This window comes from Streptomyces sp. NPDC050448, from assembly GCF_040655295.1.
In the GTDB taxonomy this organism is placed as follows: Bacteria; Actinomycetota; Actinomycetes; order Streptomycetales; family Streptomycetaceae; genus Streptomyces.
Map to the genome: position 1 here is coordinate 113192 of NZ_JBFAJR010000011.1, position 22391 is coordinate 135582.

Annotated in this window: 22 protein-coding genes and 1 tRNA gene; 11 read left to right on the forward strand and 12 right to left on the reverse strand. The window is 72.8% G+C overall.

What is annotated here, in order from left to right:
• Nucleotides 1-7 precede the first annotated feature (7 nt).
• The 5 genes from AB0I68_RS15895 to AB0I68_RS15915 form a co-directional block, all read right to left on the reverse strand.
• Nucleotides 8-1060, reverse strand: a complete 1053-nt coding sequence (locus tag AB0I68_RS15895; protein WP_363177878.1) for a phosphotransferase family protein — start codon at nucleotides 1058-1060, stop codon at nucleotides 8-10.
• Between the two features lie 145 nt (nucleotides 1061-1205).
• Complete coding sequence (locus AB0I68_RS15900; protein WP_363177879.1) at nucleotides 1206-2117, reverse strand: MBL fold metallo-hydrolase; 912 nt, start codon at nucleotides 2115-2117, stop codon at nucleotides 1206-1208.
• Nucleotides 2118-2444: 327 nt separating this feature from the next.
• Nucleotides 2445-2765: a DUF202 domain-containing protein gene (locus AB0I68_RS15905; RefSeq protein WP_363177880.1), complete on the reverse strand. Its 321-nt coding sequence runs from the start codon at nucleotides 2763-2765 to the stop codon at nucleotides 2445-2447.
• Nucleotides 2762-3160: a DUF202 domain-containing protein gene (locus AB0I68_RS15910; protein WP_363177881.1), complete on the reverse strand. Its 399-nt coding sequence runs from the start codon at nucleotides 3158-3160 to the stop codon at nucleotides 2762-2764. The genes AB0I68_RS15905 and AB0I68_RS15910 overlap by 4 nt, the downstream gene beginning before the upstream one ends.
• A gap of 9 nt (nucleotides 3161-3169) precedes the next feature.
• Nucleotides 3170-3691 carry an NUDIX domain-containing protein gene (locus tag AB0I68_RS15915; RefSeq protein WP_363177882.1) on the reverse strand — a complete coding sequence of 174 codons (522 nt, stop codon included), beginning with the start codon at nucleotides 3689-3691 and terminating at the stop codon, nucleotides 3170-3172.
• Between the two features lie 85 nt (nucleotides 3692-3776).
• Here AB0I68_RS15915 and AB0I68_RS15920 point away from each other — a divergent pair, with 85 nt between their 5' ends.
• Nucleotides 3777-5432 carry an FAD-binding dehydrogenase gene (locus AB0I68_RS15920; RefSeq protein WP_363177883.1) on the forward strand — a complete coding sequence of 552 codons (1656 nt, stop codon included), beginning with the start codon at nucleotides 3777-3779 and terminating at the stop codon, nucleotides 5430-5432.
• Nucleotides 5433-5461: 29 nt separating this feature from the next.
• Here the strand turns inward: AB0I68_RS15920 and AB0I68_RS15925 are convergent, their stop codons facing one another.
• A complete protein-coding gene (locus AB0I68_RS15925; RefSeq protein ID WP_363177884.1) occupies nucleotides 5462-5893 on the reverse strand; it encodes an ASCH domain-containing protein in 432 nt (143 codons plus the stop codon).
• A gap of 195 nt (nucleotides 5894-6088) precedes the next feature.
• Between AB0I68_RS15925 and AB0I68_RS15930 the strand changes: the two genes are divergently transcribed.
• From AB0I68_RS15930 to AB0I68_RS15940, 3 genes are all read left to right on the forward strand, one after another.
• A complete protein-coding gene (locus AB0I68_RS15930; RefSeq protein WP_363177885.1) occupies nucleotides 6089-7036 on the forward strand; it encodes a hypothetical protein in 948 nt (315 codons plus the stop codon).
• Between the two features lie 133 nt (nucleotides 7037-7169).
• A complete protein-coding gene (locus AB0I68_RS15935; RefSeq protein WP_363177886.1) occupies nucleotides 7170-8714 on the forward strand; it encodes an APC family permease in 1545 nt (514 codons plus the stop codon).
• Nucleotides 8715-8933: 219 nt separating this feature from the next.
• Nucleotides 8934-10370 (forward strand): amino acid permease, encoded by a 1437-nt coding sequence (locus AB0I68_RS15940; protein ID WP_363177887.1) that lies wholly within the window; start codon nucleotides 8934-8936, stop codon nucleotides 10368-10370.
• A 96-nt stretch (nucleotides 10371-10466) separates the two neighbouring features.
• Here AB0I68_RS15940 and AB0I68_RS15945 read toward each other — a convergent pair whose 3' ends face one another.
• Nucleotides 10467-10826, reverse strand: coding sequence for a zinc ribbon domain-containing protein YjdM (locus AB0I68_RS15945; RefSeq protein ID WP_363177888.1), 360 nt, complete (start codon nucleotides 10824-10826; stop codon nucleotides 10467-10469).
• Nucleotides 10827-10919: 93 nt separating this feature from the next.
• Nucleotides 10920-11004: transfer RNA gene (locus AB0I68_RS15950), tRNA-Leu, on the reverse strand.
• A 171-nt stretch (nucleotides 11005-11175) separates the two neighbouring features.
• On the opposite strand from AB0I68_RS15950, the gene AB0I68_RS15955 reads away from it, so the two are divergent.
• From AB0I68_RS15955 to AB0I68_RS15965, 3 genes are all read left to right on the forward strand, one after another.
• Nucleotides 11176-12501: a M20/M25/M40 family metallo-hydrolase gene (locus AB0I68_RS15955; protein WP_363177890.1), complete on the forward strand. Its 1326-nt coding sequence runs from the start codon at nucleotides 11176-11178 to the stop codon at nucleotides 12499-12501.
• Between the two features lie 129 nt (nucleotides 12502-12630).
• The gene (gene chpH, locus AB0I68_RS15960) at nucleotides 12631-12864 is read left to right on the forward strand and encodes a chaplin ChpH (protein ID WP_363177891.1); all 234 of its coding nucleotides are present in this window, start codon (nucleotides 12631-12633) and stop codon (nucleotides 12862-12864) included.
• A gap of 100 nt (nucleotides 12865-12964) precedes the next feature.
• A complete protein-coding gene (locus tag AB0I68_RS15965; protein ID WP_363177892.1) occupies nucleotides 12965-13753 on the forward strand; it encodes a chaplin family protein in 789 nt (262 codons plus the stop codon).
• Nucleotides 13754-13793: 40 nt separating this feature from the next.
• Here AB0I68_RS15965 and AB0I68_RS15970 read toward each other — a convergent pair whose 3' ends face one another.
• Complete coding sequence (locus AB0I68_RS15970) at nucleotides 13794-13982, reverse strand: DUF5703 family protein (RefSeq protein WP_031146791.1); 189 nt, start codon at nucleotides 13980-13982, stop codon at nucleotides 13794-13796.
• 47 nt (nucleotides 13983-14029) lie between these two features.
• On the opposite strand from AB0I68_RS15970, the gene AB0I68_RS15975 reads away from it, so the two are divergent.
• Entirely contained in the window at nucleotides 14030-14731 is a 702-nt protein-coding gene (locus AB0I68_RS15975; protein ID WP_363177893.1) for a hypothetical protein, read from the forward strand.
• A gap of 67 nt (nucleotides 14732-14798) precedes the next feature.
• Here AB0I68_RS15975 and AB0I68_RS15980 read toward each other — a convergent pair whose 3' ends face one another.
• Both AB0I68_RS15980 and AB0I68_RS15985 read right to left on the reverse strand, forming a co-directional pair.
• On the reverse strand, nucleotides 14799-17384 hold the full coding sequence (locus tag AB0I68_RS15980; protein WP_363177894.1) for a helix-hairpin-helix domain-containing protein: 2586 nt from the start codon (nucleotides 17382-17384) through the stop codon (nucleotides 14799-14801).
• Nucleotides 17381-18373 carry an aldo/keto reductase gene (locus tag AB0I68_RS15985; RefSeq protein WP_363177895.1) on the reverse strand — a complete coding sequence of 331 codons (993 nt, stop codon included), beginning with the start codon at nucleotides 18371-18373 and terminating at the stop codon, nucleotides 17381-17383. The genes AB0I68_RS15980 and AB0I68_RS15985 overlap by 4 nt, the downstream gene beginning before the upstream one ends.
• A gap of 100 nt (nucleotides 18374-18473) precedes the next feature.
• On the opposite strand from AB0I68_RS15985, the gene AB0I68_RS15990 reads away from it, so the two are divergent.
• Both AB0I68_RS15990 and AB0I68_RS15995 read left to right on the forward strand, forming a co-directional pair.
• Nucleotides 18474-19523, forward strand: coding sequence for an LLM class F420-dependent oxidoreductase (locus AB0I68_RS15990; RefSeq protein ID WP_363177896.1), 1050 nt, complete (start codon nucleotides 18474-18476; stop codon nucleotides 19521-19523).
• Nucleotides 19524-19735: 212 nt separating this feature from the next.
• Nucleotides 19736-20524 carry a ferritin-like domain-containing protein gene (locus AB0I68_RS15995; protein ID WP_363177897.1) on the forward strand — a complete coding sequence of 263 codons (789 nt, stop codon included), beginning with the start codon at nucleotides 19736-19738 and terminating at the stop codon, nucleotides 20522-20524.
• Nucleotides 20525-20536: 12 nt separating this feature from the next.
• Here the strand turns inward: AB0I68_RS15995 and corA are convergent, their stop codons facing one another.
• Complete coding sequence (gene corA, locus AB0I68_RS16000) at nucleotides 20537-21529, reverse strand: magnesium/cobalt transporter CorA (protein WP_363177898.1); 993 nt, start codon at nucleotides 21527-21529, stop codon at nucleotides 20537-20539.
• 80 nt (nucleotides 21530-21609) lie between these two features.
• Between corA and AB0I68_RS16005 the strand changes: the two genes are divergently transcribed.
• Nucleotides 21610-22347: a histidine phosphatase family protein gene (locus AB0I68_RS16005; protein WP_363177899.1), complete on the forward strand. Its 738-nt coding sequence runs from the start codon at nucleotides 21610-21612 to the stop codon at nucleotides 22345-22347.
• Nucleotides 22348-22391: the final 44 nt, after the last annotated feature.

Consider the following 22391-nt stretch of genomic DNA (forward strand, 5'->3'; position numbering starts at 1 on the left):
GTGTGTCTCAGCCTTCCTGGAGTTCCTGGAGGGTGGTCAGGCCGTGCTCGATGAAGACCGGGACCAGTTCGCCGATCCGGTCGAAGCCCGCGCCCACCGTCTGCCCGAGCGTGTAGCGGTAGTGGATGCCCTCGAGGATCACCGCGAGCTTGAACCAGGCGAACGCGGTGTACCAGGCGATCGCGCCGGTGTCCCGGCCGGAGCGGGCGGCGTACCGCTCGATCAGCTCGGCCGGCGCCGGATGGCCGGGCGCGCCGCTCGTCGTGCTGACCGGGGAGTCGGTCAGCCCCAGGTCCGAGCTGTACATCACGAGCAGCCCGAGGTCGGTCAGGGGATCGCCGAGCGTGGACATCTCCCAGTCCAGCACCGCCCGGATCGTGTCGTCCGGACCGCCGATCAGCACGTTGTCCAGGCGGAAGTCGCCGTGCACCACGGTCGGGGCGGGGGAGTCGGGCAGGGCGCGGCCGAGCGCGCCGTGCAGCTCGTCGATCCCCGCGAGCTCCCGCCCCCGGGAGGCCGCGAGCTGCTTGCCCCAGCGGCGCAGCTGCCGGTCGAGGAAGCCCTCGGGCCGGCCGAAGTCGCCCAGGCCCACCGACTCCGGATCCACCGCGTGCAGGTCGACCAGGGTGTCGACCAGGCCCAGGACCGCCCGCCGGGTGCGCTCGGGGCCGATCGCGGCGAGCTGGCCGGCCGAGCGGTAGGGCACTCCGTCCACGTACTCCATGACGTAGAACGGCGCCCCGAGGACCGACTCGTCCTCGCACAGCAGCACCGTCTCCGGCACCGGCACGGCCGTGCCGTGCAGTGCCCGGATCACCCGGTGCTCGCGCCGCATGTCGTGCGCCGTGGCCAGGACGTGGCCGAGCGGCGGGCGGCGCACCACCCAGCGGGCGGTCCCGTCGGTGATCTCGTACGTGAGATTCGACCGGCCGCCTTCGATCAGCCGGCCGCGCAGTGCCCCGGCCACGAGCCCCGGCCGCGCCCGGTCGAGATGACCGCGCAGCCGCTCCAGATCGAGGCCCAGGGGGCCGGCTGAAGCGGACGCTGACGCTGAGGTCATGGTGCGCACCTCCGTACGGAGTGGACGAGGACGAGACGAACGAGAGACATCATGCCGACCAGTCGGTATGTCGTCCAGTGCGCGGGGTGGACGAGTGCGGGCCGGAGGGGATCCTCCGGCCCGTCGGCGGGTCAGAACGGCGGCGTCACGCGTGGCAGAGGATCGGCGTCCCGCCGTTCATCACGGTCATGTCCTGGAGCACCGTCAGTATGTTCAGCGGCACCCCTTCCGGCTCGCCGGCCAGCTCCGCGTACGCCCGGTGCAGGTTCGCCACCAGCCGCTCGCTCTCCCGCCAGGACCCGAACTCGCCGAGATCGGCCTCGCGGGCCACCTCCAGCGGGGTCAGCCCCTTCGCCCGGCCCTCCCCGGCGAGCTCGGCGACGTACCGCAGATAGCGCTCGGTGGCCTCGTAGGCGGACGGGTCCGTCAGCGGCCCGTGACCCGGTACGACGGTCTCCGCGCCCAGCGAGCGCAGCAGCTCCAGCGCCCGCAGCGAACCGGCCAGAGAGCCCATCGCCAGGAACGGCGTGCCCTCGGCGAAGACCAGGTCGCCGGTGAAGACGGTCCGCTGCCGCGGGAGCCACACGATCGAGTCCCCGGTGGTGTGCGCGACGCCCGGGTGGATGACCTGCACCTCCGTCTCGCCGAGGTGGAGGGTCATCCGGTCGGTGTACGTGAGGTCGGGTGCGGTGATCTCGATCGCGCCGAAGTCGGTCGCCGGCCAGATCATCTCCAGCTGGTGCCCGGCGGCGAGCTGCTCGGTGCGCGCGTTGTCGTGCCCCAGGATCAGGGCCTCGGGGGCGAAGACACCGTTGCCGTACGTGTGGTCGCCGTGGTGGTGGGTGTTGACCACCGTGCGCGGCAGCGGCACCCCGGCCGCCACGACCGCCTCGCGCAGGGCCAGCGCCCGCCGCTCGGTGGCCGCGGTGTCGATGAGCAGGGTCCGGCCGCCGTCGTTCACGAAGCCGGCGTTGTTGAGGCACCAGCCCCCGTCCGGCTGGACGTAGGCGTACACCCCGGCCGCAGGCTGGACGAGGTACGGCTCTTCGGCGGTCATGTGTGCTCTCCCCGGGTGGCTTTGACGGGCGTTCGGCATCCTGCCAGTCGCGGCGGCGCGAGGGGAGGGCGGGGCGGCGGGCGTTGCGGGGCGGGTGGGGCCAGTTCGGCGCGGGGCTGTGGTTCCGGCGGGGCGGGGGTGACGGTGCCCCAGTCGGCAGGAGGGCCCGTGACGGGCGGTCGGGAGGCGGGGAGGGCGGGCCGCTGGGGCTGCCTTGGCTGCACCCCGGTGGGGATTTCGTGCTCCCGGTTCTGCGGCTTCCGCCCACACCCCCGGTCGGCATTTCGTGCTCCCGCCCGCCGGGCCCCGGCCCGCGGCGCGGCGGGGTCAGAAGATGACCGCCACCGCGGAGACCGACAGGGCCACCGTGCACGCCACCGCCGCCAGTGCCCACCGCGGGGCGAGCCCGGGCGGCCGGTCCGCCGCCAGCTGCCGCAACCGCCGGTGCGCGACCCCGAGGAACGCCAGCCAGATCAGCGCGATCGCCGCCGCCCCGATCACCTCCAGCGGCGAGCCCGACCCGCGCAGCGCCGCCCGCAGCGCCAGCACCGCCGTCACCGAGCACGCCAGCGTCGTACGCCGCCACGCGAGGCGGGTCCGCTCGGGCTGCAGCCCCGCGTCGCGGCCCGTCGTACCGGAGGCCGTCACCGACTGCTCGTCCAGCCCAGCAGCACCACCAGCACCATCGACACGGCGACCAGCCCCACCCCCAGGCTCAGCACCACCGGGAACCGGGACAGCGGCAGGTCCTCGCCCCGCCGCATCGCCCGCTCGCACCGCACCCAGTGGTTCACCGCGCGCAGCGCACAGGCCGCCCCCACCGCGAGCAGCGAGAGGGCCATCCCGACCCGCACCCCCCAGCGCAGGTCGGGCAGGAACTGGTCCACCGCGAAACCGCCGCCCACCAGGGCGAGGGCGGTCCGGATCCAGGCCAGGAAGGTCCGCTCGTTGGCCAGCGAGAACCGGTAGTCGGGGGTCTCGCCCTCGTCCCTCAGCCGCTGCGGCGCGAACCAGAGGCGCACGTCCTTGACGAAGTCGATCACCCGATCAATCTACTGGGGGGACTCCCGGTGCGCGCGCAGCCGCCGGTACGCCTCCAGCCCGTCCGGCACCCACTCCCACTCCCCGGCCGCGACCCGCTCCGCCAGCTCCTCCTCCGAGAGCCACGCGTGCCAGGCCACCTCCGACTCCTGCGGCCGCACCGGCAGATCGCAGCGCACCTCGTGCACGTACGACCACCAGGCCCCGCCCGGCCCCTCGTACAGGAACTTGAACAGCGGCACCGGCTGCGCCAGCCCCGCCACGCCCAGCTCCTCCTCCGCCTCCCGCAGGGCGGCCCGCGCGTAGCTCTCGCCGGCGCCCAGCACCCCGCCCACGAACATGTCGTAGGCCGACGGGAAGACCAGCTTCGACGCCGTCCGCCGGTGGACGAAGATCCGCCCATGCGCGTCCCTGGCCTGCACGAACACGCACCGGTGGAGCAGCCCGCCCGCGTACACCTCGCCCCGCGGCGCCTGCCCCGTCACCCGGTCGTCCCGGTCCACCACGTCCAGCACTTCATCAGCAGCAGTCACACGGTTCATCCAACCACCGCTGTTGACTGGTTACCGCTCCGTAGCCAAGGATCTGCCCCACCACCGACCGGAGGACGGGTTCGCCATGACGTACGACGCAGACGTGATCGTGATCGGGGCCGGGCTCGCGGGCCTCGCGGCCACCGCCGAGCTCGTCGACGCGGGCCGGAAGGTCGTCCTGCTCGACCAGGAGCCCGAGCAGTCGATCGGCGGCCAGGCGCACTGGTCCTTCGGCGGGCTGTTCTTCGTCGACTCGCCCGAACAGCGGCGGATGCGGATCAAGGACAGCCGCGAGCTCGCCCTCCAGGACTGGCAGGGCACCGCCGGCTTCGACCGCAAGGAGGACGCCTGGCCGCGCCGCTGGGCCGAGGCCTACGTCGACTTCGCGGCGGGCGAGAAGCGGCCCTGGCTGCACGCCCAAGGCGTCCGTTTCTTCCCGGTGGTCGGCTGGGCGGAACGCGGCGGCTACGACGCGAACGGGCACGGGAACTCGGTCCCCCGCTTCCACATCACCTGGGGTACCGGGCCCGGCCTGGTCGAGCCCTTCGAGCGGCGGGTCCGCGCCGGGGTGGCCCGCGGCCTCGTCCAGCTCCGGTTCCGCCACCGGGTCACCGGGCTCGCCCGGACGGCCGGCGCCCTGGACACCGTCACGGGCGAGATCCTGGAGCCCTCCGACGCCGTACGGGGCACCGCGAGCGGCCGCGAGCGCACCGGGGACTTCTCGCTCCGGGCCCAGGCGGTGATCGTGACCAGCGGCGGGATCGGCGGCAACCACGACCTCGTACGCAAGCAGTGGCCGGCGCGGCTCGGCACCCCGCCGCAGCGGATGCTCTCCGGGGTCCCGGCGCACGTGGACGGCCTGATGCTGGGCATCGCCGAGGAGGCCGGCGCCAGCCACATCAACAAGGACCGCATGTGGCACTACACCGAGGGCATCGAGAACTGGAACCCGATCTGGTCCCGGCACGGCATCCGCATCCTGCCCGGCCCGTCCTCGCTCTGGCTGGACGCCACCGGCAGGCGGCTGCCCGTACCGCTCTTCCCCGGATTCGACACCCTCGGCACCCTCGACCACATCATGAAGACCGGCCACGACCACACCTGGTTCGTGCTCAACCAGCGGATCATCGGCAAGGAGTTCGGCCTCTCGGGCTCCGAGCAGAACCCGGACCTGACGGGCAAGTCGATCCGCGACGTCATCGACCGGGCGCGGCAGGCCGTACCGGGACCGGTGAAGGCCTTCATGGACAACGGCGCGGACTTCGTCGTCGAACGCGACCTCGCCTCGCTGGTGCGCGGCATGAACGCGGTCACCAAGGAGGACCTGCTCGACGAGGAGACCGTCCGCCGCGAGATCGTGGCCCGGGACCGGGAGATCGCCAACCCGTTCACCAAGGACCTCCAGGTGACGGCCATCCACGGTGCCCGCAAGTACCTCGGCGACAAGCTGATCCGCACCGCCGCCCCGCACCGGATCCTGGACCCCAAGGCGGGCCCGCTGATCGCGGTACGCCTCTCCATCCTGACCCGCAAGTCCCTGGGCGGCCTGGAGACCGACCTGTCCTCACGGGTCCTCACCGGGTCCGGCGACCCGCTGCCGGGCCTCTACGCGGCGGGCGAGGCGGCCGGCTTCGGCGGCGGCGGGGTCCACGGCTACCGCGCCCTGGAGGGCACCTTCCTCGGCGGCTGCATCTTCTCGGGCCGCGCGGCCGGTCGCGCCGCGGGCAGGGCGGTGGGCTGAAGCCGGCTCCGGCCCCTCGCCGCGCTGCCCTAGGGCAGCGGCAGGCGTTCGACGACCCGGAAGCGTTCCGCGACGACCAGTGTGTCGTCGGCCACCGTGAACCCCGGGTCGCCGAGGACCTCCCGTATCTGCGGCCCGTGCCAGTACCGCTCGTGGGAGGAGCGCCATTCGGCCACAGACGTGTACCCCTCGCCCTCGTCCACGGCGTGCCCGAGGTCCACCTCCGCGAGCGGCAGCACCCGTACGTCCGTCACCTCCAGGACGGCCACCGGACGCTCGGCGGAGTCCATGACCGCCATCTGCCCGCCCACCACCGGCAGGGGGTCGCCGGTGACCTCGTATTCGGTCAGCAACCCGGTCGTCGTGGTCTTCGCGCCGCTCAGCACCGCTGCCACCAGGGTGTCGCGCAGCGGCCCGGGGAAGGCGAACAGGGCCGGCGGGAGAGCGTCGTACGTCGTCATGGGCCCACCCTACGGTCGCGCCGGCAGTGGCCGCGAACAGGTTTGAGCGCCTCAACTGGCGTCATGTACATACCAGTTGAAACGCGCCACGCGGTGGACTGGACCTTGACGCGGAGCTGTACCTACCGCTTTGCTGTGCGTGATCATCCAGCCGAACCGTCCGCCCGCGCCCGTGCCCTGGAGGGAATCCCGCGGATGTCCCCGCCTCCGCCGCCCCTCGGCCGCGCCCGCAAGCGGGACGCCCAGCTCTTCGACCCGGCCCTGTGCGACACCGAGCTGGTCGACGTACGCGCCCAGTTCACCCAGGGTCGCTGGGCCAAGGCCCGCTCCCTCCTCGTCGGCACCGGCGACGACTGGGACCGCCGCGGCCACCGCGTCGTCGTCCTGGCCGAGACCCCGGCGGCCACCGCCTGGGCCCGCGAATGGCTGCTCGCCGAACCCGAGAGCGCCGACGCCGCCACCCTCCTCGCCTGCGCCGCCGTCTTCACCGCCCTGCGCCGCAAGGGCACGCCCGAGGCCGCCGAGGAGGCCTGCCGCCGGGCCGCCGCCCTGCTCCCCACCGACCCCACCCCCTGGCTGGCGCTGCTCATGCTCTCCCGTGCCTTCGGCACCGAGGAGGAGTTCAGCCGCCACTTCGACCAGGTCCGGGCCCGCCACCGCGAACACCACCACGCCCACCACCTGATGGTCGCCAAGCTGGCCGAGCACACCCCCGGCTCCGGCCACGACCCGCTCCACGAGGCCTACGACTTCGCCGCCTGGGCCGCCGAGGAGTCCCCGGCCGACTCCCCGCTCGCCGTCCTCCCGGTCATCGCCCACGCCGAGCGCTACCGGGTGCTCGCCGCCACCGAGGGCCGCACGCCCGACGGGGCCGCCGCCCACTGGTCGAGCCGCCGCGCCCGCCAGGTCCTGCGCTCCGCCTTCGACTGGTGGCTCGAATGGGAACGCGAGGACCACCCCCGCAACCGGGTCGACCTCAACTTCCTCGCCCACGCCAAGCTCTGCGAGGGCCGCCCGGCCGAAGCCGCCGCCCTCTTCCACCGCATCGGCAGCCACGCCACGCCCGCCCCCTGGTCCTATCCGGACCTCGACCCCCGCAAGGCCTTCCTCGCCGCCCGCAGCGCCGCGCTCGGCACGGCCTGACGCACACCCCCGCTCGACCGCACCCCGGCACTCCTGCTCGACAGCACTCCCGCTCGACTGCACGCCGCTCGATCGCACCCCCGCCCCACAGCACCCCGCTCCGCTCGACCTCCCCCCGAAAGGACACCCCGCCATGGCGACGGGCAGATCCAACACGCTCAGCACCGCGCCCGAGATCCGCACCTACAAGGGCCAGGACCGCGCCCTGCGCGCCGACCGACTCGGCACCGCCGGCCTGCTGCTCTCCGTACTCGCCGCAAGCGCCCCGCTGATGGTGGTCGCCGGCGTGATGCCCACCACCTTCGGCGTCATGGGCGTCGTCGGCCAGCCGCTGCTGTTCGTGATCCTCGGCATCGTGCTCGCGCTCTTCAGCATCGGCTACGCCGAGATGAGCCGGCACGTCCACAACGCCGGCGCCTTCTACGCGTACATCGCCCGCGGTCTCGGCCCCACCGCGGGCGCCGGTGCCTCGCTCGTCGCCCTCGTCGCGTACAGCGCCATGCAGGTCGGTGTCTACGGCATCCTCGGCTTCGAGATGTCCGGCCTCTTCGCCAGCTACCTGCACATCACCGTCGCCTGGTGGATCCCGGCCCTGGCCGCCGTCGCCGTCACCGGCGCGCTCGGCTGGCTCAAGATCGACCTCAACGCCCGGGTCCTCGGCGTCCTCCTCCTCATCGAGTGCGCCCTCGTCGTCGTCTTCGACGTCGCCGCCCTCGGCGACCCCGGCCCCGAAGGCCTCTCGATGCACGCCTTCAACCCCGACACCCTCGGCGGCGCCGGACTCGGCACCGCCCTCTGCTTCTGCATCGCCGCCTTCGTCGGCTTCGAGCAGTCCCCGGTCTACGCCGAGGAGACCAGCAAGCCCCACATCGTCGTCTCCCGTGTGATGTTCCTCGCCGTCGGCTTCGTCGCCCTCTTCTTCGCGTTCAGCGCCTGGGCCCTCACCGTCGCCACCGGCCCCTCCGAGGTCGTCAAGACCTCCGCCGGGGCCGGCCCCGGCCTGCTCTTCCAGCTCACGGAGGGCCGCCTCGGCACCACCTTCACGGACGTCCTGCACGTCCTCTTCGTGACCGGCATGTTCGCGGCCATGCTCAGCTTCCACAACGTGGTCGCCCGCTACGCCTTCGCCATGGGCCGCGAGGGCCTGCTCCCGGCGGCCTTCGGCCGGACCAGCGCGGGCACCGGCGCCCCCGCCACCGGCTCGCTCCTGCAGACCGTCATCGCCACCCTCGTCGTCCTCGCCTTCGCCTTCACCGACGACAAGCCGGCCGGCGACCCCACCACGCCCGTCCTGCACCTGTTCACCTGGATGGGCAGCGTCGGCGCCCTCGGCGTGACCCTTCTCATGGCCGCCGCCTCCTTCGCCGTCATCGCCTTCTTCGTCCGCCGCGGCACCGCCGGGGCGCAGGTCTGGCGGCTCGTCGCGGCCGGCGCCGCCGGGGTCGCGCTGCTCGGCATCGCCGTGTACACGGTGAAGGACTTCGGCGTCCTGATCGGTGCCGAGGAGGGCTCCGCGCTCAGCTGGCTCCTGCCCGGGATCACCGGCGCCGCCGTCGTGGCCGGGCTGCTGTACGGGGTCGTCCTGCGCAGCAGCCGCCCCGAGGTGCACGCCCGCATCGGCCTCGGGAACGAAGCCTTCCGCCTCGATCAGGCGGCGGAGGCCGCCCCGCGCGACTGACCTCCACGGCCTCGCTTTCGTGCTCGTACGAAGCCCCCGGTACCTGTTTCCATGGTCGCCGGGGGCTTCTGTGCGCGGAGGTCGGGTTTTGGCCGTGGCCGGGGGCTCATGGTCTCCTGGGGCGACAAAACCACCGGACCGCCCCACAGGTGACACCACCCAGCTCCCCTGCGCGGCGGTCCGGACCTGCCTGTCCCACCCACGAAGGCGAAGTCCTACATGAGTGACCGCACCTTGACCGAGGCCCCGGCCCCGGCGTCCTCCCGCCACGTCGACGCCGGTGACGAGGGCTACAGCAAGGACCTCAAGTCCCGCCACATCAACATGATCGCGATCGGCGGGGCGATAGGCACCGGCCTGTTCCTCGGCGCCGGCGGCCGCCTCGCCAATGCGGGCCCCTCCCTCGCGATCGCCTACGCGGTGTGCGGCATCTTCGCCTTCTTCGTCGTCCGGGCCCTCGGCGAGCTCGTGCTCTACCGGCCCTCCTCCGGCGCGTTCGTCTCCTACGCGCGCGAGTTCATGGGGGAGAAGGGCGCCTACACGGCCGGCTGGCTGTACTTCCTGAACTGGTCCACGACCACCGTGGCCGACATCACCGCCGCCGCGACCTACGCGCACTTCTGGTCCATGTTCACCAGCGTCCCGCAGTGGGTCCTGGCCCTGATCGCCCTCGCCGTGGTCCTGACCGCGAACCTGATCTCGGTGAAGTACTTCGGCGAGATGGAGTTCTGGTTCTCCCTGGTCAAGGTCGCCGCCCTGGCGGTCTTCCTGCTCGTCGGCATCTACCTGGTCGCCACCAGCCACGAGATCGACGGACACACCCCGGGCCTGTCCTCCATCACCGACAACGGCGGCATCTTCCCGTCCGGCATGCTCCCGATGCTCCTGCTGCTCCAGGGCGTGGTCTTCGCGTACGCCTCCGTGGAGCTGTGCGGCGTCGCCGCCGGTGAGACCGAGAACCCCGAGAAGATCATGCCGAAGGCGATCAACTCGATCATGTGGCGTGTCGGCCTCTTCTACGTGGGCTCCGTCATCCTGCTCGCGCTGCTGCTGCCGTACTCCGAGTACTCCTCCGACCAGAGCCCCTTCGTCACGGTCTTCGACAAGCTCGGCATCCCGGGCGCCGCGGGCGTCATGAACCTGGTCGTCCTGACCGCGGCCCTCTCCAGCCTGAACTCCGGCCTCTACTCCACCGGCCGCATCCTGCGCTCGATGGCCATGTCCGGCTCCGCGCCGAAGTTCACCGCCCGCATGAACAAGGGCAAGGTCCCCTACGGCGGCGTGCTCTTCACCGCCGCCTTCGGCCTCGCCGGCGTCGGCCTGAACTACCTGATGCCGAAGGACGCCTTCGAGCTGGTGCTGAACTTCGCCTCGCTGGGCATCCTCGGCACCTGGGCGATGGTCATGATCTGCTCGCTGTTCTTCTGGCGCCGCGCGCAGCAGGGCACCCTGGAGCGCCCGTCCTACCGCCTGCCCTGGGCCCCGTACACGCAGATCGTCACGCTGGTGTTCCTGCTCGCCGTGCTGGTCCTGATGTGGTGCGACGGCGGCGTCGGCCGCACCACGGTCCTGTGCGTCCCCGTCATCGGGGCCGCCCTCGTCGGCGGCTGGTTCCTGGTCCGCCGCCGCGTGGCGGAGATCGCAGCCGGCCGCTGAGGCCTGTCGGCGGCCGTACCGGCCCCACGAAGAAGGACCCCGCCCGAGGCGGGGTCCTTCTTTTCGCTGCGGGGCTCCTTGCCGCGAGGCCGCGGATCAGGCCTTCTTGACCACGCTGGACTTCAGCTGCATGGCTCCGAAGCCGTCGATCCGGCAGTCGATGTCGTGGCCGTCCACGCCGTCGATGAGCCGGATGTTACGCACCTTGGTGCCGGCCTTGATCCCCGAAGGGCTCCCCTTGACCTTGAGCGCCTTGACGACGGTCACGGTGTCACCGTCGGTCAGCACGTTGCCGACGGCGTCCTTGACGACGCGCTCCCCGGCGCTCTCGCCGTCCTGCGCGCCACTCTCGCCGGGCACCCACTCGTGGCCGCACTCGGGGCACACCACGAGGGCGTTCATCTCGTAGGTGTACTCGCAGGAACATTTCGGGCAAGGCGGAAGATTCTCAATCACCCCTCCAGGATATCCCCACCCGGTCCGGGGCCCGGCTCCGCATATCAGGTCCCCAAACGCCGAGAACCCCACCGAAGTGGGGTTCTCGCTCTGTGTCCGAGGGGGGACTTGAACCCCCACGCCCGATAAAGGGCACTAGCACCTCAAGCTAGCGCGTCTGCCATTCCGCCACCCGGACAAGGTGTCTGTCTCGCGTCCCTCGCGGGCCGTTCCGACGTGGAAAACATTACCAAACATTCCGGGGTCCTCGATCACACCCCCCGACGGCCGGGGATCGCCCTTGGGGAGAGCTGCCCAAAGCGGGAGGATGGAGAGGCAGTCGGTTTACCGATCAGTGGGAGGAAGCAGCGTGAGCGAATCGAGCGCGGGCAGGACCGTCTCCGGCGAGGACGAGGTCGTCGACCTCTGCCGGGACCTCATCCGGATCGACACCAGCAACTACGGAGACCACTCCGGCCCCGGCGAGCGCAAGGCGGCCGAGTGGGTCGCGGAGAAGCTCGCCGAGGTCGGACTGGAGCCGCAGATCTTCGAATCCCACAAGGGGCGTGCCTCCACCGTCGCGCGCATCGAGGGGGAGGACCCGTCGAGGCCGGCGCTGCTGATCCACGGGCACACCGACGTCGTGCCCGCGAACGCCGCCGACTGGACGTACGACCCCTTCGCCGGCGAGATCGCGGACGGCTGCGTGTGGGGCCGCGGCGCCGTCGACATGAAGGACATGGACGCGATGACGCTGGCCGTCGTACGCGACCGGCTGCGCAGCGGCCGCAAGCCCCCGCGGGACATCGTGCTGGCCTTCCTCGCCGACGAGGAGGCGGGCGGCGTGTACGGCGCCCGGCACCTCGTGGACAAGCACCCCGGGCTGTTCGAGGGGGTCACCGAGGCGATCGGCGAGGTCGGCGGCTTCTCGTTCACCGTCAACGAGAACCTGCGGCTGTACCTGGTGGAGACCGCCCAGAAGGGCATGCACTGGATGCGGCTCACGGTGGACGGCACCGCGGGCCACGGCTCGATGACGAACAACGACAACGCCATCACGGAGCTGTGCGAGGCCGTGGGCCGGCTCGGCCGCCACCAGTGGCCGGTGCGGGTCACCAAGACCGTACGGTCCTTCCTGGACGAGCTCTCGGACGCGCTCGGCACCCCGCTCGACCCGGACGACATGGACGCGACCCTGGCCAAGCTCGGCGGCATCGCCAAGATGGTCGGCGCGACCCTGCGGAACTCGGCCGCCCCGACCATGCTCGGCGCCGGCTACAAGGTGAACGTCATCCCCGGCCAGGCCACCGCGCACGTCGACGGCCGTTTCCTGCCCGGCTACGAGGACGAGTTCTTCGCCGACCTCGACCGGATCCTCGGCCCGCGCGTGAAGCGGGAGGACGTGCACGGGGACAAGGCCCTCGAGACGGACTTCGACGGGAGGCTCGTCGACGCCATGCAGGGCGCCCTCAAGGCCGAGGACCCGATCGCGCGCGCGGTCCCGTACATGCTCTCCGGCGGCACCGACGCCAAGTCCTTCGACGACCTCGGCATCCGCTGCTTCGGCTTCGCTCCGCTCCAGCTGCCGCCGGAGCTGGACTTCGCCGGGATGTTCCACGGAGTGGACGAGCGGGTGCCGGTGGACGGGCTGAAGTTCGGCGTGCGCGTGCTCGACCGATTCATCGACAACTGCTGAGTTTCGGGAACGTGTGCGTTTTCCACTGAGAAGAGTGAATGCGCTCATACGCTCGTAGCCCTGGTGATCCCTCCTCGTTACAGGTGGTGCGGTCCGCGGCTGGGACCGCATTGCCAACTAGGAGGAACAATGTTCAAGAAGGTTGTCGCCGCTGCGGCTGCCACCGGTGGTCTGGTTCTCGCGGGTGCGGGCCTGGCTGTCGCCGACGCGGGTGCCCAGGGTGCGGCCATCGGCTCCCCCGGCGTCCTGTCCGGCAACGTCGTCCAGGTCCCGGTCCACGTTCCCGTGAACGTCTGCGGTAACACGATCAACGTGGTCGGCCTGCTGAACCCGGCCTTCGGTAACCACTGCGTCAACGCCTGACGCATCTGAAGTCTTGGGCCCCGGAGCGCATTCCAGCGCTCCGGGGCCGCCGGGCTTTTGGGGCCCGGCTGTTCGTACACAGCAGGGGGATTGATCACAGATGCGACGACAGGCAGCGGTCACCAGGAAGACCCTGATCACCATGGCGGCCGCGGGGGGTGTGCTCGCGCTGGGTGGGGGTTACGCACATGCGGACTCCGGCGCTTCCGGCCATGCCGCCAACTCCCCGGGCGTGCTGTCCGGGAACACCGTCCAGGCGCCCGTGGACGCTCCGGTGAACGTCTGCGGCAACACGATCACGGTCGTGGGGCTGCTGAATCCGGCCTTCGGGAACGGCTGTTCCCCTCACTCGGCCACGCAGGACCCCCAGCCCGGACACCCGGGCCAGCCCGGTCAGCCGGGCCAGCCCGGTCAGCCGGGCCAGCCCGGACACCCGGGCCAGCCGGGTCACCCGGAACAGCCCGAGGAGCCGGACGAGCCGTGCGACCAGGATGAGCCGGGCCACCCCGGACACCCCGGCACGCCGGGCCACCCCGGACAGCCGGGCAACCCCGGAAACCCGGGCACCCCGGGCCAGCCGGGTAACCCCGGGACCCCCGGTAACCCGGGGACGCCGGGTAACCCCGGGACCCCCGGTAACCCGGGGACGCCGGGTAACCCCGGGACCCCCGGAAACCCGGGCACGCCCGGCCACCCCGGCGGTGCCACCGGCCCCGGCACCGGCGGCGTCACTCCGGCCACGCACCCCGGCCAGGGGATCGCGCCCGCTCAGCACGCGGGGCTCGCCGCCACCGGCGCGGGAGACGTCCTCGGCGTGGGCCTCCCGCTCGCCGCCGGCACGCTGCTGGCCGGTGCCGTGCTCTACCGGCGCGCCCGCAACGCGGCCTGACCGGGCCCTCACGACGCGGGCCCCGGACTCGGGGCCCGCGTCACCAGGTCGCGCGGACCTGACGGATGATCCGGCGGCGCAGCCGCACGCGACGGCTGCCGTCCCGATGCAGGGTGAGTCGGTCGAGTTCCCAGTTCCCGTACTCGGCATGGTCGGTGAGCAGGCGGGTCGCCTCCTTGCGGGGCACACCGCGGGGCACGTACACGTCGACAAATTCGTATTCCGGCATCGAATCTATTGTGCGGGCAGACCCCTGCTACGGATAGCGTCTGCACTATGTCTGATGCCGCTCTGCCCAGTGTTGCCGAGGTACGCGCCGCCGCCGAGGCGGTCAAGGCCGCGCTCGACCGTCACCTCGCCGCGGTCGAGAGCAGGATCGGGGACGAGGACCCGGCCGTCTACGCCGCATTCAACGAACTCGCCGCCGCTGCCGAGGAGTACGACGAACTCCTCTACGACCGGTACGACGAGGTCACCCCCTTCGAGATCCCCACGCCCGAGGACGGTGTCCCGTACACCGGGCCCGCCGAGCCCGCCGCCTTCAGCGTGTTCATCCGCCGCGACTACGCCGTCGCCGAACCGCCGAGGCTCATCGCCCAGGCCGAGCGGGTCGCCGCGCACGACCGGGAGGCCGACCTCGTCCACGACGGCGGCACCGCCGGTGCGCTGGGCGTGCTCTTCGGGGAGTACGAGCCCGACGAGATCGCCTCCCGCTACAAGGAGTTCGGCCTGGAGGAGGGGGACTCCACCCTCTGGATCGCGGCCTCGGAGGAGGTCGCCGAACCGGGGGAGTGGCTGGGCTCGCCCTTCGGACACACCGATCCGCAGGACGTGCTGCACCGGTTCGACGTCAGCTCCGTCTTCGACGAGGAAGCCGACGACTTCGACGACGACGAAGAAGAGGAAGCGGAGGCGGAGGCGGACGAAGCGGAGGACGCGGGCGGCCATGCGGCGGCGCCGGGCCTGACGCCCGCCTGACCCCGGCCCGCACGCACGACACCGCGGCCCCCGACCCGGACAGGGCGGGGGCCGCGGTGCGCGCGGGTCACTCCGGCTGGTCCTGCGCCGCCGCCAGGGCCCGCAGCAGGCCGGTCAGCCGGGTCGTACGCGGCTTCGGCAGCACCTCCGCGACCGCGCGCGGCAGCGCCTGGTCGACGCCGTGCACCACGGACAGATGCCGCTCCGCCCGCCCGAACGCCGTGTACACCCAGTCCCGGGAGAGGGCCTGCGCCGCGTCACCGGGCAGCACGACGACCACGGCCGGCCAGCGCGCCCCGACGGCCTGGTGCGCCGTCACCGCCCAGCCGTGCCGCACCTGCGACTCCACCTGCTCCTTCGGTACGACGATCCGCGCGCCCGCGGCGTCCAGGTGCAGGCCCTGCGCGTCGGCCGACACCACCCGGGCCGGCACGGCCCGCCCGGGCGAGGGCACGTGGACGACGCGGTCGCCGGGATCGAAGCCGCCGAACCGGCCGGGGCCGGGGTTCAGCCGCTCCTTGAGGGCCGCGTTCAGCGCCCGGGTGCCCGCCGAGCCGCCGTGGCCCGGGGTGATCACCTGGACGGCATCCGCCGGGATCCCGAAGGCGCGCGGCACCGACTCGGCCACCAGCTGCACGGCGCGGTGCACGGCCTCCCCGGCGCCCTGCACCGGGACGATGACGACCTCCTTGCCGGGGGCTTCGACCTGGTTCAGCTCGCCGATCCCGACCCCGGAGACCAGCTCGCCGAGGGGGCCCGGGTCGGGCGTGCGGGAGACCAGCTGCGGGCAGGCCCGGGCCGCCAGCACATCGCCGAACACCCGCCCGGGCCCGGCGGATCCGAGCACCCCGGGGTCCCCGGACAGCACCAGCCGGGCCCCGTCGGGGACGGACTCGACGAGCGCGGCGGCGGTCTCCACGTCCAGCTGCGGGGCGTCGAGGACCACGAGCAGGTCCAGCGCGAACTGCCCGTCCGCGTCCCGTCCGGGCCCCTCCGTCCCGGCGAGCAGCCCGGCCACGGTGACGGCGCCCTGCGCGGGGGTGTGCGCGGCCAGGCAGACGCGCAGGCCCAGGTCGCGGCAGGCCGCCAGCAGGGCCAGCGGCTCGGTGCGGGCGGCCTCGCCGCCGGTGTGGGTGACCAGGCCGTGTCCGGAGACGGCGCGGATCAGGTCGGCGCCGGGGCCGGTGGCGGCCTTCTCCCAGTCCGCCGGGTCGTTGAAGGTGCTGGCCAGCCGGGCCAGGCCGTCGGCCAGGCTCTCCTCGGCGAGCGCGTACCCCTCCAGGCCGACGAGGACGCGTACGGGCTGCTCCTCGCCTTCGGCGACGGGCGGGCCGAGCGGTTCGTGGAACACGAGGACGGTGCCCTCGCCGATGGCCTGCTCCAGGGACGCGGCGGGATCCGGAACGCCGTACTGGGCGAGGGCGGATTCCAGGGTGGCGGCCTCCAGGGCGGTGTGTCCCTTGAGCGCGGCCTGCTCCAGCAGCCAGCCCACGAGGGCGGTGGCACGCCGCTCGTCGCCGGGACCGGCCTCGGGGCCGAGCAGGGCCCGGGCGAAGCCGTCGGCCTGGGCGGGGCGGACGCCGGCGACGGCGAGGAGCCGCCAGGGGTCGTGGGCGAGCTGCTCCGCGGCGCCTTCGCCGAGGGCGGTGGCGGCCGGCCCGGCCAGCGCCTCGGGGGCGCCGCCGCGAGCCAGTACGGAGCGCACGCCCTCGATGCCGGCTGCGGAGGGGGCGGGGGGTGCGGTGGGTGCGGAACGGGGGGTCGGGTGAGCGGCGGGGGCCGCGGCCCTGCGGGGTGCGGTCGGAGCCTCGTCGAAGTACACCGGGGAGGCCTTCTCCCCGCTCTCCACGGCCCGTACGGCGGCCAGCAGATCGGCGGCCTTCCCGCTGAGCTTGGCTCCGGCGTCGACGGGCCCCTGCCGCTCCGCCTTGCGGCGGGCGATGCGCTCCCGTTCGATCTTCTGCGCGGCCAACTCCGCCTCGGCCTCACTGAGCACGGGCGCCGCAGCCTCACCCTCCCCCTCTGCGGGGCCGCCGCTGCCCGTCCCGGCCTCCTCTGCGGGGCCGCCGCTGCTCGTCCCGGCCTCCGCCGCGGGGTCCTGCGCCGTCCCCTCGGCTTCCGGTCGGCCGGGTACCTCGGCATCGGGCTCGGCGGCGGTGTCCTGGTCGGCGTGACCGTCGCCGGTGCTCGTCCCTGCGGGGCCTTCCCCCACCCCGCCCCTTCCCGAAACCCTGGGCTCCGCCCCCGGCCCCCCGTCACCGGCGGCCTGCGGCTGCGCCGCTCCCGCGTCGCCGTCCGCACCCCCGGCTTCGCCGGAGTGCGCCGGCTCGCCACCGGCGGCTTGCTGTTGCGGCGCGTCCACGGGATCGCCGGGGGGCTGTGGCTCCCCGCCGGGGTGCGGCCGGGCTGCTTCCGCCGCCCCGGCTTCGCCGTCAGCCGCGGTCTGCGGGTGCGCCGTCACCGGGTCGGCGGCTTCGCCGGAGCGGGACGAGTCCCCGGCGGCCTGCGGCTCCGGCGCGGTGGGGTCCTCCGTGGGGGTGGCCGCCTCGGCCCGGGGGCCGGGGGTGGGGTCCTCCGTGGGGGTGGCCGCCTCGGCCCGGGGGCCGGGGGTGGCCGGGTCCTCCGCGGAAGCGGCTTGGCGGTCCGTACTCACAGCGTGCTCCAGTCCTGATCGGGATAGCGATGCACAGGCGCCGAAACGTCGTCCAGCGCCTGGCAGATCTCCTCCGGAAGACTAAGGGCCTCCACCGACAAAGCCGCCTCGAGCTGCGCGGACGTCCGCGCGCCGACGATCGGCGCGACCACCCCCGGCCGGTCCCGGATCCACGCCAGGGCCACCTGGAGCGGGGTCACGGCCAGGCCCTGGGCCGCCGTCGCCACCGCGTCCACGATGCGGCTCGCGGCGTCGTCCAGGTACGGGTCCACGAAGCCGGCCATGGTCGGCGAGGCTGCCCGCGAGTCCGCCGGGGTGCCGTCCCGGTACTTGCCCGTCAGGACGCCGCGGCCCAGCGGGGAAGAGGGGAGCAGCCCGACGCCGAGGTCCAGCGCCGCGGGGAGGACCTCGCGCTCCACGCCCCGCTGGAGGAGGGAGTACTCCATCTGCGTCGACGCCAGCCGGGTCCGCACCCCCGGGGTGGCGAGCTGCCAGGTCGCCGCCTTCGCCAGCTGCCAGCCGCTGAAGTTCGACACCCCCGCATACCGGGCCCGGCCGCTGCTCACCGCCAGGTCCAGCGCCTGGAGGGTTTCCTCCAGCGGGGTCCCCGGGTCGAAGGCGTGGACCTGCCAGAGGTCCACGTAGTCGGTGCCCAGGCGGGCCAGCGAGTCGTCCAGCGCCGACAGGAGATGGCCGCGCGACCCGTCGACCCGGCGGTCGGGGTCCCGTACGGAGCCCGACTTGGTGGCGATCACCAGGTCCCGGCGGGGGACCAGCCCGCCCACCAGCTGCCCCAGGAGGTACTCGGCCTCACCGCCCCCGTACACGTCGGCGGTGTCGACGAGCGTCCCGCCCGCCTCCCAGAACGTCTTCAACTGCTCGGCAGCGCCCGACTCGTCCGGTCCCTCCGCGGTCCGGCCCCAGGTCAGCGTGCCGAGGCCGATCCGGGACACGCGCAGTCCGGTGCGGCCGAGATGCCTCTGCTCCATGAGCGCTGACCCTACTGGGGCACTGACGCGGGGAGCCCTGGCGCGCTACAGTCCCCGCAGACCTACGTTACTGATCGGTAAACCGGTAAGGGGACGACACATGCGGCTCGGCATCAATCTCGGCTACTGGGGCGCTGGCATGGACGCCGACAACCTCGCCGTGGCCCAGGAGGCGGACCGCCTCGGCTACGACGTCTGCTGGGCCGCGGAGGCCTACGGCTCCGACGCCCCGACCGTCCTCGCCTGGGTCGCCGCCCAGACCGAGCGCATCGACGTCGGCTCCGCGATCCTGCAGATCCCGGCCCGCCAGCCCGCGATGACCGCCATGACGGCCGCCACCCTCGACTCCCTCACCAAGGGCCGCTTCCGGCTCGGCCTCGGCGTCTCCGGCCCCCAGGTCTCCGAGGGCTGGTACGGCGTCAAGTTCGACAAGCCGCTCGCCCGCACCCGGGAGTACGTGGAGATCGTCCGCAAGGCGATGAGCCGCGAGCGGCTGAGCTACGAGGGCGAGCACTGGACCCTCCCGCTGCCCGGCGGCCCCGGCAAGCCGCTCAAGCTCACCGTGCACCCGGAGCGCGAGCACATCCCGCTCTACATCGCCGCCATCGGGCCGAAGAACCTGGAGCAGACCGGCGAGATCGCCGACGGCGCCCTGCTCATCTTCCCGGCCGCCGAGCACCTGGAGGCCACCGCGCTCACCCACATCCGGGCGGGCCGCGAGAAGGCCGGGCTGCCCCTGGAGGGCTTCGACGTCTGCCCGACCGTGCCGCTCGCCGTCGGCGACGACGTGACCGCCCTCGCCGACATGTTCCGCCCCTACACCGCCCTGTACGTCGGCGGCATGGGCAGCCGGAAGCAGAACTTCTACAACCAGCTCGCCCAGCGCATGGGCTACGAGAAGGAAGCCGCCGAGATCCAGGACAAGTACCTGGCGGGCGACAAGACGGGCGCCGCCGAGGCGGTCCCGCACTCGCTGATCGACTCCACCACCCTGCTCGGCTCCGTCGAGCGGATCGCGGACGGGATGCGGGCCTACGCCGAGGCCGGGGTCACCACCCTCACGCTCGCCCCGGCCGGGTTCACCCTGGACGAGCGGATCACGGCCCTGCGGGCCGGCACGGAGGCGATGGAGCTGGCCGGCCTGGCCTAGGGGGTGTCCGTCGGACGGAGTCCCGCGTCCGGAAATGGTCCTGCGGCCGTGGTGGGGGCTCGGGGGTCTTCCCCGCCACGGCCGACACAGCAAACAACGCGCGCGGCGCCCTCCGGGTTACGCCCGCGCGTCCACCCCTTCGCGTCGTTCATTCGGCCGATTGGTACGACCTATCGGTTGCCCGGCCCCCGGATCGGCCGTTGACTCGATGCATGCTCTCTGCCCGCAGCCTGTTCCAGGAGATCGTCGACCACGACGACTCGTTCCAGCTGTTCTGCTCCATCGCCGCCAGCGGGGAGTCGCAGGGCGGCTGGGAGAACGCCCGGATCGCGGCCCTGGTGCCCGACAGCATGCGCGAGCTCGCGCCCAAGATCGCCCGGCACGGCGCCGACGAGGACAAGCACGGCCGGATCTTCCAGGCCCTGCTCCGCAAGCGCGGCCTGCCGCCCGTCCCCGTGCCGCCCGAGACCGACTACACGATGCTGCTGGAGCGGCGCGGCATCGGCCTCGCGCACGAGAAGCTGCGCCGCGAAGAGCCGCTGACCGAGAGGGACATCGTCGTCTACCTCACGCACAGCCGGGTCACCGAACAGCGCGCCGCCGACCAGATGGTCATGCTCGTCCGGAAGTTCGGGGACCACCCCGAGGTCGGCAAGGCCATCCGCATGATCAGCCATGACGAGGACAACCACCTCGCCTACTGCCACGAGGAGCTGCTCCGCCTCGTGCGCGAGGGGCACGGCCGGACCATCCAGCACGTGCTGCGCGAGAGCGCCCTCGTCGAGATCTCCGTCTACCGGGACGTGAGCCTCGCCGTCATGGGCCACATGGGCCGGCTGCTGCGCTGGCCCGCCCCCAAGGCGGCCGCGCTGGCCGCCGGGATCCGCGGCGTGTACGCGTACGAACGGTTCGCCGGCTGGCACCGGATGATCAGCCTTCGCCCGCCGGAGCGGCGCGACGCGCTGGGCGGCGTACCAGTGGGCGCCACCGAGTTCGTCTAGCAGCCCGGGCGGCTACAGCCAGCCGCGGGTCTTGAACAGGCGGTGCAGGCCCAGACAGGTGGCCGCCATCACCAGCAGCACCCCCGGGTAGCCCCAGGCGTGCCTGAGCTCCGGCATGTGCTCGAAGTTCATCCCGTAGATCCCCGCCACCATCGTCGGGACGGCTGCCATCGCCGCCCAGGCCGAGATCTTGCGCATGTCGTCGTTCTGCCGGACGCCCATCTGCGCCAGGTGCGCGGCCAGCGCGTCCGACAGCAGCCGGTCCAGGCCCTCGATGTACTCGCTCGCCTTCGTCAGGTGGTCGGCGACGTCGCGGAAGAACGGCTGCGCGTGCTCGTGCACGAAGGGCACGTTCCCGAAGGCCAGGCGGTCCATCGGCTGGAGCAGCGGGCTCGTCGCCCGGCGGAACTCCAGCACCTGCCGCTTGAACCCGTAGATCCGGGCGGCGGTGTTCTTGGTGTCGGAGACGTGCGGCGCGAAGACCTCGGCCTCCACCTCCTCCAGGTCGGCCTGGAGCTCGGCCGCGACCTCGATGTAGTGGTCGACCACCGCGTCGGACACCGCGTACAGCACCGCCGTCGGACCGTGCCGCAGGACCTCCGGCTCCTGCTCCAGCCGATGCCGTACGGCGGTCAGCGCGGCCCCCTCGCCGTGCCGGACCGTGACCACGAAGGAGTCGCCGATGAAGAGCATCAGCTCGCCCGCGGTCACCGTGTCGGCGGCGTCGTCGTACGTCACCGGCTTGAGGACGACGAACAGGGAGTCGTCGTACACCTCGAGCTTGGGCCGCTGGTGCGCGGTCAGCGCGTCCTCCACCGCCAGCTTGTGGAGCCTGAACTCGCGGCTGACGTGCTCGAATTCCTCCTCCGTCGGCTCGTACATGCCGACCCAGAGGAAGGCGTCACCACTCGCCCGCGCCTCGTCCAGGGCGTCCGAGAGGTCCTCGGGCGCAGGGGAGCGGCGGCCGTCCCGGTACATGGCGCAGTCGACAATCACGAGAGGCATTCTCCCCTGCCCGCGCCCGGCCCGCACACGAGGCCGCCACCGCCCTCCTTCTCCCCGCCGGCAGCGCCTAGGCTTGCGTCATGGCCACGCTGATCCTCGTACGACACGGGCGGTCCACCGCCAACACCGCAGGGCTGCTCGCCGGATGGACCCCGGGAGTGGCCCTCGACGAACGCGGCGCCGAGCAGGCGGCTGCGCTGCCGGGGCGGCTCGCGGCGGTGCCGCTCGCCGCGGCCGTCACCAGCCCGCTGCAGCGCTGCCGGGAGACCCTCGCGCCGCTGCTCGCCGCGCGCCCGGAACTGGAGCTGCACACCGACGACCGGATCGGTGAATGCCACTACGGCGACTGGTCGAACCGCAAACTCTCGGAGCTCTCCGATGAACCGCTGATGAAGATCGTCCAACAGCATCCCTCGGCCGCCGCCTTCCCGGGCGGGGAGTCCATGCGCGCCATGCAGGCGCGCGCCGTGGACGCCGTACGGGAGTGGAACGCGCGGATCGAGGAGGAGCACGGGAGCGACGCCGTCTTCCTGATGTGCTCGCACGGGGACGTCATCAAGTCCCTTGTCGCGGACGCCCTGGGCATGCACCTGGACCTCTTCCAGCGCATCCACGTGGACCCCTGCTCGGTCACGGCCGTCCGCTACACGCCGACGCGGCCGTTCCTGCTCCGGCTCGGCGACACCGGGGACTTCGGCTCGCTCGCCCCGCGCCCGGCCCGCGCGCCGGACGCGGCCGCGGCGGACACCGAGACCTTCGAGAGCGCGACCGAAGACGGCGGGAACGCCGTCGTGGGCGGCGGCGCGGGCGCGGCGTGATCGAACGGCGCAGTAGGGTGGACTGGCCCAAATAAAAGAGCACA

Excerpts from the sequence above, each read along its gene's own strand:
- AB0I68_RS15895 (WP_363177878.1), bottom strand. The coding sequence starts at position 1,060 with ATGACCTCAGCGTCAGCGTCCGCTTCAGCCGGCCCCCTGGGCCTCGAT.
- AB0I68_RS15900 (WP_363177879.1), bottom strand. The coding sequence starts at position 2,117 with ATGACCGCCGAAGAGCCGTACCTCGTCCAGCCTGCGGCCGGGGTGTAC.
- AB0I68_RS15920 (WP_363177883.1), top strand. The coding sequence starts at position 3,777 with ATGACGTACGACGCAGACGTGATCGTGATCGGGGCCGGGCTCGCGGGC.
- AB0I68_RS15925 (WP_363177884.1), bottom strand. The coding sequence starts at position 5,893 with ATGACGACGTACGACGCTCTCCCGCCGGCCCTGTTCGCCTTCCCCGGG.
- AB0I68_RS15930 (WP_363177885.1), top strand. The coding sequence starts at position 6,089 with ATGTCCCCGCCTCCGCCGCCCCTCGGCCGCGCCCGCAAGCGGGACGCC.
- AB0I68_RS15935 (WP_363177886.1), top strand. The coding sequence starts at position 7,170 with ATGGCGACGGGCAGATCCAACACGCTCAGCACCGCGCCCGAGATCCGC.
- AB0I68_RS15940 (WP_363177887.1), top strand. The coding sequence starts at position 8,934 with ATGAGTGACCGCACCTTGACCGAGGCCCCGGCCCCGGCGTCCTCCCGC.
- chpH (WP_363177891.1), top strand. The coding sequence starts at position 12,631 with ATGTTCAAGAAGGTTGTCGCCGCTGCGGCTGCCACCGGTGGTCTGGTT.
- AB0I68_RS15965 (WP_363177892.1), top strand. The coding sequence starts at position 12,965 with ATGCGACGACAGGCAGCGGTCACCAGGAAGACCCTGATCACCATGGCG.
- AB0I68_RS15970 (WP_031146791.1), bottom strand. The coding sequence starts at position 13,982 with ATGCCGGAATACGAATTTGTCGACGTGTACGTGCCCCGCGGTGTGCCC.
- AB0I68_RS15975 (WP_363177893.1), top strand. The coding sequence starts at position 14,030 with ATGTCTGATGCCGCTCTGCCCAGTGTTGCCGAGGTACGCGCCGCCGCC.
- AB0I68_RS15985 (WP_363177895.1), bottom strand. The coding sequence starts at position 18,373 with ATGGAGCAGAGGCATCTCGGCCGCACCGGACTGCGCGTGTCCCGGATC.
- AB0I68_RS15990 (WP_363177896.1), top strand. The coding sequence starts at position 18,474 with ATGCGGCTCGGCATCAATCTCGGCTACTGGGGCGCTGGCATGGACGCC.
- AB0I68_RS15995 (WP_363177897.1), top strand. The coding sequence starts at position 19,736 with ATGCTCTCTGCCCGCAGCCTGTTCCAGGAGATCGTCGACCACGACGAC.
- corA (WP_363177898.1), bottom strand. The coding sequence starts at position 21,529 with ATGCCTCTCGTGATTGTCGACTGCGCCATGTACCGGGACGGCCGCCGC.
- AB0I68_RS16005 (WP_363177899.1), top strand. The coding sequence starts at position 21,610 with ATGGCCACGCTGATCCTCGTACGACACGGGCGGTCCACCGCCAACACC.